This window comes from Lachnoanaerobaculum sp. OBRC5-5, from assembly GCF_000296385.1.
Taxonomy (GTDB): Bacteria; Bacillota; Clostridia; order Lachnospirales; family Lachnospiraceae; genus Lachnoanaerobaculum.
In genome coordinates, this window is record NZ_JH815185.1 from 1,277,413 (window position 1) to 1,290,021 (window position 12,609).

11 protein-coding genes are annotated in these 12,609 nt (G+C 38.2%); 1 reads left to right on the forward strand and 10 read right to left on the reverse strand.

The features are described from left to right. Positions 1 to 19: 19 nt before the first annotated feature. From HMPREF1135_RS05965 to HMPREF1135_RS05975, 3 genes are read right to left on the reverse strand one after another with little or no spacing between them, the layout of a single operon-like run. Positions 20 to 724, reverse strand: a complete 705-nt coding sequence (locus HMPREF1135_RS05965) for an SH3 domain-containing protein (RefSeq protein ID WP_007593117.1) — start codon at positions 722 to 724, stop codon at positions 20 to 22. A 10-nt stretch (positions 725 to 734) separates the two neighbouring features. Continuing rightward, positions 735 to 1,763 carry an N-acetylmuramoyl-L-alanine amidase family protein gene (locus HMPREF1135_RS05970; protein ID WP_007593118.1) on the reverse strand — a complete coding sequence of 343 codons (1,029 nt, stop codon included), beginning with the start codon at positions 1,761 to 1,763 and terminating at the stop codon, positions 735 to 737. Positions 1,764 to 1,772: 9 nt separating this feature from the next. Next, positions 1,773 to 2,552 carry a YARHG domain-containing protein gene (locus HMPREF1135_RS05975; protein ID WP_007593119.1) on the reverse strand — a complete coding sequence of 260 codons (780 nt, stop codon included), beginning with the start codon at positions 2,550 to 2,552 and terminating at the stop codon, positions 1,773 to 1,775. Positions 2,553 to 2,694: 142 nt separating this feature from the next. Between HMPREF1135_RS05975 and HMPREF1135_RS05980 the strand changes: the two genes are divergently transcribed. Continuing rightward, complete coding sequence (locus tag HMPREF1135_RS05980; protein ID WP_007593120.1) at positions 2,695 to 4,539, forward strand: VWA domain-containing protein; 1,845 nt, start codon at positions 2,695 to 2,697, stop codon at positions 4,537 to 4,539. 71 nt (positions 4,540 to 4,610) lie between these two features. Here the strand turns inward: HMPREF1135_RS05980 and HMPREF1135_RS05985 are convergent, their stop codons facing one another. The 7 genes from HMPREF1135_RS05985 to coaBC all read right to left on the reverse strand — a co-directional run bounded on the left by HMPREF1135_RS05985 (position 4,611) and on the right by coaBC (position 12,609). Further along, positions 4,611 to 5,741, reverse strand: coding sequence for an N-acetylmuramoyl-L-alanine amidase family protein (locus tag HMPREF1135_RS05985; RefSeq protein ID WP_007593123.1), 1,131 nt, complete (start codon positions 5,739 to 5,741; stop codon positions 4,611 to 4,613). Positions 5,742 to 5,744: 3 nt separating this feature from the next. Then, positions 5,745 to 6,620 carry a MetQ/NlpA family ABC transporter substrate-binding protein gene (locus HMPREF1135_RS05990; protein ID WP_007593126.1) on the reverse strand — a complete coding sequence of 292 codons (876 nt, stop codon included), beginning with the start codon at positions 6,618 to 6,620 and terminating at the stop codon, positions 5,745 to 5,747. A 106-nt stretch (positions 6,621 to 6,726) separates the two neighbouring features. Continuing rightward, positions 6,727 to 7,374: a methionine ABC transporter permease gene (locus tag HMPREF1135_RS05995; protein ID WP_007593128.1), complete on the reverse strand. Its 648-nt coding sequence runs from the start codon at positions 7,372 to 7,374 to the stop codon at positions 6,727 to 6,729. A 4-nt stretch (positions 7,375 to 7,378) separates the two neighbouring features. After that, complete coding sequence (locus HMPREF1135_RS06000; RefSeq protein WP_007593130.1) at positions 7,379 to 8,398, reverse strand: methionine ABC transporter ATP-binding protein; 1,020 nt, start codon at positions 8,396 to 8,398, stop codon at positions 7,379 to 7,381. A gap of 8 nt (positions 8,399 to 8,406) precedes the next feature. Then, positions 8,407 to 9,810: a dipeptidase PepV gene (gene pepV, locus HMPREF1135_RS06005; RefSeq protein ID WP_007593131.1), complete on the reverse strand. Its 1,404-nt coding sequence runs from the start codon at positions 9,808 to 9,810 to the stop codon at positions 8,407 to 8,409. 12 nt (positions 9,811 to 9,822) lie between these two features. After that, positions 9,823 to 11,409, reverse strand: coding sequence for a peptide chain release factor 3 (locus tag HMPREF1135_RS06010; RefSeq protein WP_007593133.1), 1,587 nt, complete (start codon positions 11,407 to 11,409; stop codon positions 9,823 to 9,825). After that, complete coding sequence (coaBC, locus tag HMPREF1135_RS06015; protein WP_007593135.1) at positions 11,410 to 12,609, reverse strand: bifunctional phosphopantothenoylcysteine decarboxylase/phosphopantothenate--cysteine ligase CoaBC; 1,200 nt, start codon at positions 12,607 to 12,609, stop codon at positions 11,410 to 11,412. It abuts the gene before it with no gap.

The window sequence follows — 12,609 nt, forward strand, 5'->3', positions numbered from 1 at the left end:
CTTACTGAACAATAGAATATCAATATGCATTAATATATCCTGCTAATGCATAGCCTTCAAATCCGTCATAATCTATATAATAAAATCCGTTATCCGCTCCGCTATAAACTGTAACTATAGCTCCAAGCGGAATCTTTGTAATCTCCTCTCCCTTTGTGCTTGGAGTCCTACGAAGTGTTATATATTCATTGCATCTTACCACTTTTCCTGACCATACCGTGCTTGCTTTTGTAGATGCAACATAATGATCATACGGGTCGACACTTAAATATGATGCCAGTGCATAACCTATGCTTCCGTTGTAACTTACTTTATAAAAACCGTTTGCCGCATTCTCCATAAAGCTTACCGCCGCACCTAAAGGTATCTGCTTTATCTCCTTTGCATTTGTGGAATCTGATACACGAAGCGTAATGCTTTCATTACAATTCACTACATAAAGAGTTGTCAAAACCTGTGCCTGAGTAACAGCTACAGTTTGAGGCTGAGTCTCCTGCAAAGGTGCTGAATGTACAGCCTCTGTCTCTGTTTCACTTACAGCAGACATCTCACCTACGCTGCTCTCCTCCAATTTAACATTCTCCTCTTTCGTTTCAGACTCATCCTTACTTTCTGCTACGGTTTCAGTATCACCTCCAAATTTTATGGTGACACTTTTTGAACCGCAACCTGACAAAATACATATACTTACAAATACACAAATTAAATATATTATTTTTCTCATAAAACCTCCACTACTTATTAAAGTACTGATCTATAGCATTTGCCATAGATTTTGCAATTTCATCCTTTTTCGTTGAGAGTATCTTGGCATCAATAGCGTTATCGGCAAATCCTACCTCTACCAAGCAAGTGGGAATAGATGAATATGAGAATATTCTAAGAACTGCAGTATGTGTTCCCTTATTCTTCAAACCTGTAGCAGCAGTAATATTGCTTTCCATATTTTCGGCAAGTTTCTTTGACAACTCTATATTTGTCTTTGTCAGTCCCATTATATTTGTATATCCGGGATAATTACTACCCGATATATAATCATTGTCTCCCGGATAGAAGCTTAGAGTACCTGAGTTTTTACCTGTATTTGAGTGAATTGATATCATTATATCCGAGGTCTCACCGGCTAAAGCACTTCTGGCACCGTTTGAAATATTTTGATTAAAATCAGTCCTGCTCAACACCACACGATATCCCTTATCTATAAGCAAATCCTTAAGTTTCAGTGCTACTTTCAAACTGAATTCAGGCTCCGTCTCTGTTTTGTCATAGATATTTTTACTGTCTCTTGCTTCAACACCTACTCCATAACCTTTATCACCTACCATAGAAGTCTTCATGGGCTTTAGCATTGAATCCTCAACAGGATAATATTTTTCTCTTTTTTGATTGGCTTCGGGTGCATTATTGTCACCATGTCCTGGATCTACAAATACGGTATGTCCGTTGAATACAGTCGGCTCAAATACATAGGCCTTATAGTCGGGAGCACTACCGTCGGCATTTTTCCACAAATATGGTCTGTACTTTGAGTTTTCACTTAGATGATACACGCCTTTATCTGTAATTATCTTACTATTTCCCTTTGAATTCTTATCCTCCTGCTGATTAACTGCCTGAGTAGCAGCTGTAGTCTCTGCAGTACCGTATCTTGTAACCGGAGTTACTTTTCTTTTTGCCAAACCCGCACTTACACTTATACTCATTGCTGCAGATATAACCAATACACATGTACATAACAAATTATACTTTTTAATTCTTTTCATATTCACTCCTTACTTTGTATATCCCATCTCCTTTTCAAAGGCGATTATCAAATTTCTGTTTTGTATCTCAATATCACTTAACATATTGTCGTTAAATTGTTTTGCAGGTATGGTGCCGTGATACCAGCTGCGGGAATTAAAATAGTTTTGCAATCCTGCATCATCAAACATTCTTCCGTGTTTTGCATAGATTTCATTTCTTGCAAGACGACACTGCTCGGCACTAAATCCTACCAATTCACTTTTATCAAGTACTCTTACGCTGCTGTCAGGCAAAATAAATTCATTATTTATTGCGACTGTACTTAGCATTGTAGCAGGCTGTACGGTCTGTGCCTCTGTAGAAACGGGCTCTGTCTGTGTTTCTGTTGTTACATCTCCCTCTTCACTCTCTTTTTCCTTGGCTCTTCTCTCCTTTTCCTTTTCTCTCTTTGACGACTTGCTTTTTTTATCAAGTACACTTTCCTGATTTGTACTGTCATCAATTGATATGCTGATAATTCCTGTCTGAACTAAAGCAAATAAAATCAAAAGAAGTGCAAGGATAATACCCGCTATTGTAATAAATACAATTTTAACACCTTTATTTTTCTTGGTTTTTTTAGCCTTATTACCCTCCGTATTACTTTTACCCGAAACATCACCGTGAGGTAAAGTGGCTGCCGAACTTACCTTATCATCATCTTTTTTAAGATTTACTCCACCTTCATCCTTTTTTACAGGCTCACCGCAGTTTGTGCAGTAATTCATTCCGTCTCTGACTTGCTTTCCGCATTTTGAACAAAACATGCTCATTCTCCCTTATCTTCTTTATATAATAATTTTACCATAAATTTTTCCTGAATACTATATAATCGACCTCTGTTCCTGATTTACACTTAATATTTTAAGATGTATAATATTAATAATAAAGTAAGGAGTTTTATTGAATATGAAAAAAATCATAATCGCTGTTACTTTCTTGACTATATCGTTTTCTTTGACTGCATGCGGACTTGTTGACAAGGGCAGTCTGAAAAAGATAACTGAAGGTCAGGAGTTCAACGCATGGGAAATGGATCTGGTGGAAAAACTTGAATCTTACGGTCTGGAGGAAAATGAAAAAGAAAGGCTTCAAAACATTGATGCTGAATGTGATGATATCGGAAACAATGATTACAAGAATCAGCTTTTGATTGCAAAAAAGCTTGTCAAACTGACTTCACAAGTAGAATCCAGAATCGAGACTTCAGCCAAAGAACTTGTAGAAAAATTAGATAATGCCGATGTACCCTATGCTTCGGAAGATGAAAAGAAAAAACTTGCAGAATACAGTGAAACCGTTTCCGAAATGCTAAAGAAACATGATTTTATCAATTACAAGGAGGTTTCAGAAAACTGGAGCAAACTTGTAGAATACTCAAGTACAAAACTTACCGGTCTGGATGTAAATATAGTCCAATTTGACTACACCAATTATCCTACAGTCAGAATGTATGTGGATGTAAAGAACTCTTCGGGTGATGTTGTCACAAATCTCTCACCGAATATGTTCTATGTATCACAAAAAAGTGTTGCAAACGGTGACTTTCAGTCTGTTACAATTAAAAATATTTCAATGCTTGACCAAAAGGATGCATTAAATATTGATATGGTTGCAGATACAAGTGCAAGTATGGAAGGAGAAAGACTGAGCAGTGCAAAAACTGTAATGTCCACCTTCCTTAATACGGTTCAGTTTAATGTAGGTGATAAGGTAAAGCTTACAGAGTTCAACTCATATATTGATAAAAGCGGTGTATTCACTTCCGATGTAAACGCGTTAAACCAAAAGATTTTTTCATATATCGCATCCGGACAAACTAAACTGTATGATACACTTATCTATGCCGTTCAGGATGTATCCGGAATACCCGGTGCAAAATGTGTCCTTGCTTTTACCGACGGCGAAGATGTCGGAAGCTACAATAGTGCAAGTGATGTTATCAATGTGGTATCGGCATATAAGATTCCTGTTTACATAGTCAGAATAGGTGATAATTACAGTGCAAATGACAGTGATCTTATTCAGATTACTTCCGCTTCAGGTGGTGAATTTAAATACTTCAACTCATTCGGTATGGATATGGGCAATTTCTACAGCAACATCTACAAGGGTATGAAACAGTACTATGAAATAGAATATGAAATGCCTGACGCAAATAATTATACGGATAAGAGAGATATCAGTGTATATGTGAAGGGAGACGGAGTCGGAGGAAGTGCGGATATAGAAACAAACTCAGGAAATGACTTCTTCAACACCCTTCTCGGCAATTTCCTAAGAAGCTATATTGAAGATATGAATGCACACAGCTACAATCAGATGGCTTCAAAAATTGACGATACAGTAAGTCCTACAGATGAAACAGGACTTAAATATCAGATGACTAAACAGGTTACAGGCGGCTTTGCCAATGTAGTAAGTGAAAGTCTTATGTCCTACAATGTAAGTTCTATAACTGTGGTGGATGAAAATACCATAAAACTTGCTACCAACGAAGATTATGATGTTATACTTGACAGAAAATACTCTTCATTTACAGGAGACAAGCTGACTCAAGTCAATACCGCTCTATATAAAAACTCATGGAGTGCAAATGCAGACAGTCAGATACGTATCTGGGAAAGAGTAAACCAAAAGCCCGAATATATTCTAAAAAAAGGTAATGACGGTATATGGAGATTCTCACAATACTCTGTAGACCCGGGATCCAATGCAACCATTGCGATATATGATGCCATGGTTATTTACTAAAAATAAAAACTCCTCAGTCGGTTTACCTGCTGAGGAGTTTTATTTGTAATAACTCTTATTTATGTTAATTTTTAAAATCCGAAACCTGAAGCTATAGCCTTGGCATCCGCATCAACCCATTTATTTATCAAATCGGATTGCATAGCCTTTTTTCTGACTTCAGGCACCGAGTGAAAACCGTGTTCCACTATCATTCCCGGTACTCCTGCTACATTTGCACCTCTAAGTACACCGTAATAGTCTCCGTTTTCTCCCATTCTGTAGTATACACTGCCGTTTATTGCAATACTGTCATTTTTAGCAACAGTCCACTCACTTAAGGAACCTTTCTTAACAGAATCAAAATCCTTACTCTTTGCAAGTCCTTCATTAAAGTTTACAGTTGAAAGATTCTCTCCTATCTTATTGGCAATATTTATACACAGTTCATTTTCTTTTGCAAGCGAATTTAATATTATAAGCGGCTTATTAATTGCAACAGGCTGTGAATTTGTAGGATATCCGTTTGCATGTGAATTGTTTGAATTAGTATGCAATGATATAAACAAATCCGCACCGCTTCTTCCCGCCATATCTCCTCTAAGTGAAATATGACCTCCATCCAGATTTTTATCTGTAAATCCGTCAATGGTGATACTTTCCGTTGTTCTTGTAAGAACCGAAGATATACCGTAGTTTTTCTTTAAACTGTCTCTTAAGGCCAGTCCGAGTTTTAATACCGCCATAGATTCCGAGTAACCGTAACCGTCCTCTCCCTCTATGGCATTCTTTGTCTGAAAATGTCCCGGATCAATACATATAAGGACATTACTTGCAAATATTGATTTACCCTTTACCTGCTTCCCGTTTTTTAAATATGCGTCCACTCTGTACTCATATTTTACATATCCGTTTGTGCTTATTTTATCGGTACAAGAGATATTTCCTGTTTTATTTACATCTTTGGATGAAATTCTCTTTATCTCTTTGAAGTCCTTTGCAGATGCATCCTTTCTCAGGATGACATATCTGACGACTTCATTTATACCGCTGCCTGAAAAAAACAGATTAATCTCATTTTTTGACTTTCTTTCAAAATCAATACTGTCAAGAGCCGCCTTTACACTTGCCTCTGAAGCATATGTAATCTTTCCGACAGAAACAAAAGCAAGTACACAGGCAATCAGAGTAAATATAATCTTTTTCCCTGTAAATCCGCTCATAGATTAGAACATCGGTACAACAGCACCATTATACTTACTTTCAATAAATTTCTTTACAGTATCGCTTTCAAGAGCCTTTATAAGTGCAAGAGTTGCATCTGATTTCTCATCACCCTCTCTTACAGCTATAATATTTGCATATGTTGTAGCCGCAAGTGACTTTGAATCCTCTATAGCAAGTGCATCGCTTACCTTTAATCCGGCCTCGATTGCATAGTTTCCGTTTACAACGGCAACATCGACATCTTTAAGTGTTCTTGCAACCTGTGCGGCCTCAATTTCCTGAATATCAAGGTTCTTTGGATTTTCCACAATATCCTGCTTTGTAGCATTGATACCTGCACCCTCTTTTAACTTTATAAGTCCGTTTGCTTCAAGTAAGAGTAATGCTCTTGCCTCATTTGTAGCATCATTCGGCACTGAAATCTTTGCACCGTCTGCAAGTGCATCAAGTGATGCAGTCTTTCCGGCATAGATACCGAAAGGCTCATAATGAATTGCACCTGCTGAAACAAGTGTTGTATTGTGCTCTTTGTTAAAGTTCTCAAGGTATGGATAATGCTGGAAGTAGTTCGCATCCAATTCCTTTGTATCAAGGGCCACATTCGGCTGAATATAATCATTGTACTCAACTATCTTTAAATCATAGCCTTCTTTGTTCAACTCTTCTCTTGCAGCCTCTAAAATTTCAGCGTGTGGTGCAGGAGTTGCTCCTACAGTGATTGTCTTTAAATCTTTTGCCGCAGCACTTGTTTGTGCCGACTCGCTTACAGACTCACTTGCGCTTTCACTTTTATTTGTATCTGCAGCCTTCTTTCCACATCCTGCAAGTGCAAGAAGTGATACCAAACCTAATGCTAATAATATTCTTTTCTTCATTTATTATTCCTCCTTAAATTTCATATACAATTTATAGACCATACAAGATATTATGTCAATGATTTAGCCGACATATGTTTATAGTCTTTTTTTATAACAGGTTATATTACCTTATTCTCTTATCGGAGCTCTTTGAACTTCTCATAAAGATTTCCTGTATTATTTGAACCAAAATCACAAGGATTGCTACGGTAATAAACATTATATCCGTCTGATATCTGTAATATCCGTAGTTTATGGCGATTGTTCCAAGACCTCCGCCACCTGTAAATCCTGCCATAGCCGAATATCCCAGTATTGTTGTAACGGATATTGCAGCACCTACAAGAAGAGAAGGCTTTGACTCCGGTAAAAGCACTTTAAATATTATCTGGGCATTACTTGCACCCATTGACTTTGCCGCCTCTATTACACCTGCATCCACTTCTTTGAGTGAGGACTCAACCATTCTGGCGATATAGGGTGCCGCCGCTATGACAAGAGGCGGTATTACGGCAACAGGTCCTATTGAAGTTCCAACTATAATTCTTGTAAGAGGTATTACCATAATAAGCAAGATCATAAAGGGAACCGAACGTATAAGATTTATAATCACACCCAATATACCGTTTAACTTAGGCATAGGCTTTATACCTGTATTATCTGTAACAACCAAAACAACACCAAGCGGAATACCTATAAGGTAAGAGAAGAATGATGAAGCAACAGTCATTAATAAAGTCTCAAAAAGACCTTTTAAAATCATTGATGTCATATTATTATATCAGCTCCTTTCCTTCGGTTAATTCCACCTCATGATATACTACACCTATACTGTCAAGATATCTTTTTGCCTTTAATGCTTCTTCTTCACCGGATATCTGAACAATCATATGACCTACTGCAGAACCTCCGATATCCTTTGTCTGTGCATAAAGAATATTAACAGGAATTCCACATGATAAAATCATATTTGAGAGTACAGGCTCAAAAGAGCTTCTGCCGTCAAATTCTATACGAAGTTTAACTCCCGATACAATTTCTTTATTCGGCAATACATCACCAAGTATCAGCTTTCTACCTATGTCGGACTGCGGATTGGCAAAGATGTCTTCCACTCTGCCCATCTCGGCAATACGGCTGTTTTCAATAATTGCAACTCTATCACAGATGCTCTCAATAACTTTCATCTCATGAGTTATTACTATCACCGTAATTCCCATATTTTTATTTATATCTTTTATAAGATCAAGTATCTGTTTTGTAGTCTTTGGATCAAGTGCCGATGTGGCCTCATCACATAATAAGAGTTTCGGATTTGTGGCAATCGCTCTTGCTATAGCCACTCTTTGTTTTTGTCCTCCGGAAAGCTGCGCAGGATATGCCTTTTCTCTGTCTGAGAGTCCCACCAGCTTCAGTAACTCTTTTGCTCTTTTTACAGCTGCAGCTCTTGGAACACCGCTTATTTCCAGAGGAAAACATACATTATTCAGTATATTTCTCTGTGAAAGCAAGTTGAACTGCTGAAATATCATTCCCATATTCCTTCTGATATTTCTTATACCCTGCTCACCCATCTGCTTTAAAGGCTTGCCTTCAAAATACACATCTCCTTCAGTAGGTACCTCTAGATAATTGATACATCTGACCAAAGTAGACTTACCTGCTCCCGATAAACCTATTATTCCGAATATTTCCCCTCTGTTTATATCCAGATTTATATCATCCAGGGCCTTTACATCTCCGTTCTTTGTATGAAAGACTTTGCCCATGGACTTTAAGCTTACAATAGAATCCATACTCCCCCTTAATTACACAACTCCACTATGGACTGTGCAAATATTTTTGCTGAAGCAATAAGCTCATCTATTACAACAAACTCGTCAGCTCCATGCATTTTTGTATCAGTTCCCGGGAAAACTGCACCGAATGCAACACCGTTTTCGATATTGTGTACATAGGTACCGCCTCCCATGGCAATACATTCACCCTTAAGACCTGTATAATCTTCATAAATTGATAGCAAGGTCTTTACAAAAGGAGAATTTCCGTCCACCTCATGTGGTGCCAGAACCGAATTATTTAAAAATTCCACATCTATACCTGCAAATTTTCCCCTTACGGTTTTTAATATCTTATCTCCGTCACCGCTTACAGGAATTCTGCTGTCAAAGAATCCGTGCATTATATTATTCTTTAAAGTGAGCATTGAAAAAGCAAGTGTAAGTGCACCGCTTTTCTCGTCCTCTACGGCAATACCCATCGCCTCACCCTTTGTATCTCCATGCGGCATAAGAGCATACAATTTCTTTATAGTCTCTATCTTCTTTGAAGGAGAAAAATCAAGTCTGCAGAGTAATTCCAAAAGTCCTGTAATGGCATTATTTCCGTTCTCAGGAGTTGATGCATGTGCATTTGCACCAAGTGCCGTAATCTCAAAAACCGGCACAAGATCGTACTTAAACTGTATGCCTGTTTCCTTTGTTACTTCCTTGGCTTTTGCCTCCACTTCTTCTATATCAAATCCCTCTATGACCGCCTTTGCCTTTGGAGGTACTACATTTACCTTTGTACCTGCTTCAATACTTACAAGTCTTTTTTCACCCGCATCTTCAAGAGAGGCTGAAAACTCTCCCTGCAGCTGTCCCTTTTCAATATTTACCACCGGGAATTCTCCGTCAGGTGAAAATGTCATAGGAGCTTCTTTTTCCTTGGTATAGTAATACTTTATACAGCTGCTTCCGCACTCCTCATCCGTACCCAAAACAAGTCTTGTATTCTTCTTTACAGGTATATTAAGATCCTTAACCGCACGAAGAGCAAAAAGCGCCGCAACTGCAGGTCCCTTATCATCTGAAGTTCCTCTTCCGTAGATCTTTCCGTCTATTTCCTTAGGTTCAAAAGGTGACGTAACACTCCATCCTTCTCCCTCAGGTACTACATCCAAATGAGCAAGTATATCAAGTCCCTTTTCTTTATTGTTAAGATCTATTGCACCTGCATAATTATCATAGTTTGTTATATCAAAACCGTACTTTTCAGCAATACTCAGTGCCATAGTAAGTGCTCTTTTAGGTCCTTCACCGAAAGGTGCACCCTCCACATACTCACCTCTTGTACTGTTTATAGAGCAGAGCTTGATGATATCCGCTACCATCTCGTCTCTGTGCTCATCTATATATTTTTCTATTTCTTCTCTGTATTTTCTCATAACTTTCCTTTCCTAGTTCTTTCCGAACTCACTTAAAACAAGTCCTTCATTTCTCTCCTCAACCATTCTTACACTCCAAGGATGTGTAAAAATAAGAAGCGGACGATCTTTAAGATCTTTGATCTTTTTCATATCACTTGTTCCCTGTATCTTATCTATATCTACAGTAGATGTTTCATCGATCCATCTTATATGTTCATAAGGCAACTTATCAAGTTTTACATCTACATTATATTCATTTTTCAATCTGTATAATAATACTTCAAACTGGAGCACACCTACAACTCCCACTATTATCTCTTCCATTCCGGTATTATACTCCTGGAAAATCTGGATTGCACCTTCCTGAGCTATCTGATACACACCCTTTAGGAATTGCTTTCTCTTCATGGTGTCCACCTGACGTACTCTGGCAAAATGCTCAGGTGCAAATGTAGGTATACCCTCAAACTCGATATTGTTTACAGTGGCAAGTGTATCACCTATACCGAATATACCCGGATCAAACACTCCGATAATATCTCCGGCATATGCCTTTTCCACTATCTTTCTCTCATCCGCCATCATTTGAGTGGACTGATTGAGCTTTATCTTTCTGTTTCCCTGTACATGGAAAACATCCATACCGGCATCATATTCGCCTGAACATATTCTCATAAATGCGATTCTGTCTCTGTGGGCTTTATTCATATTTGCCTGAATCTTAAATACAAAAGCCGAGAAGAACTCATCCTTCATAGGATCCACCACTCCGTCATGAGTTTTTCTCTTAAGAGGTGATGTGGTCATTTTCAGGAAATGCTCAAGGAAGGTCTGCACTCCGAAGTTTGTAAGAGCCGAGCCGAAAAATACAGGACTCAGTTCACCGGCGGACACTCTCTCCATATCAAGGTCATCACTTGCACCGTCCAAAAGCTCTATATCATTTCTCAATATATCCGCATAGTCAAATCCGATATAATCGTCAAGCTTACTGTCCTCAAGTTCAATAAGCTGTGTATCCACTTCCTTCATACCCGCATTTGCGGCTGTGAACTTATTTATCTGCTTTGTCTGTCTGTCATATACACCCTTAAAATTCTTTCCCGAACCGATAGGCCAGTTCACAGGACATGTTCTGATACCGAGCACATTCTCTATCTCATCCAAGAGCTCAAAAGGATCTCTCGCCTCTCTGTCAAGCTTGTTTATAAATGTAAATATAGGTATCTTTCTCATTACACAGACCTTAAAAAGTTTTATTGTCTGTGCCTCAACACCCTTGCTTGCATCTATTACCATGACTGCTGAATCCGCCGCCATAAGTGTTCTGTAGGTATCCTCGGAGAAGTCCTGATGTCCCGGTGTATCCAAAATGTTGATACAAAATCCCTCATAGTTAAATTGCATAACAGATGAAGTTACAGAGATACCTCTCTCCTTTTCTATCTCCATCCAGTCACTTACCGCATATTTGGCAGTCTTTTTTCCCTTTACACTTCCTGCTAAGTTAATAGCACCGCCATAGAGCAAAAACTTCTCGGTCAATGTTGTTTTTCCTGCATCCGGGTGTGATATTATGGCAAATGTTCTTCTCTTACTTATCTCTCCAAAGTTCACTTAAAAATTCCTCACTATCTCATCAAATATCTTTTCTGCCACTTCCAGTTTTGACAGCTTATCAAGTCTTATCTCATTATCCTTTGTAAATATGGTAACCACATTTGTATCTGTTCCGAACCCCGCTCCCTCAACCTTTACATTATTTGCAACTATCATATCCGCATTTTTCTTAGCCAATTTATTCTTTGAATTCTCTTCCATATTTTCGGTCTCCATGGAAAATCCGCAAATAAACTGTTTCTTAGGATTATTTTCTTTTCTCTCTCCAAGTTCCTTTAATATATCTTTAGTCCTTGAAAGTTCAATAGAAAGATCCCCGTCTTTTTTCTTTATCTTTTCATCACTGTAATTTGCAGGTGTATAATCCGCAACGGCCGCAGCCTTTATTATAATATCCTGTGAATCGGATATTTTCATAATCTCTTCATACATATCCTCAGCTGATTTTATATCAATTCTGCTTATAAAATCAGGTACAAAGACATTTGACGGTCCCATTATTAAACTTACCTTGGCGCCTCGATAAGCCGCCATCTTTGCAACCTCCACCCCCATCTTTCCTGTGGAGTTGTTTGATATATATCTTACAGGGTCAATTGCCTCTCTTGTAGGTCCCGCACTTACGCATACTTTCTTACCGACAAGATCCTTTTTCTTATATACTGCTCTTTTGATATATTCCAAGAGCATTTCAGGTTCAGGCATTTTTCCTGCTCCGCTATCTCCACATGCCAGATGACCGCTTGCAGGCAGGATAATATCCATACCGTAGGTTCTAAGTTTCATAATATTGTGCTTAACCACCTTGTTTTCAAACATAGTGGTATTCATAGCAGGTGAAACCACTATAGGACATCTCATTGCTAAAGCCGTAGTAGTCAGCATATCATCCGCGATACCGTTTGCCAGCTTTCCTATAACATTTGCGGTGGCCGGTGCTATCAAAAATACATCCGCCCACTTTCCAAGCTCTATATGATCCACTTTAAATTCAAAATTTCTGTCAAACGTATCTGTATATACTTTTTGTGCCGTAAGAGTTTCAAATGTCATAGGTGTGATGAACTGACAGGCATTCTCAGTCATTATTACTTTTACATTTGCACCCTGTTTTTTTAACATACTTGCAAGGTTTGCAATTTTATATGCCGCAATACCTCCGGTTACACCAAGTAATATATTTTTATCTTTCAGCAT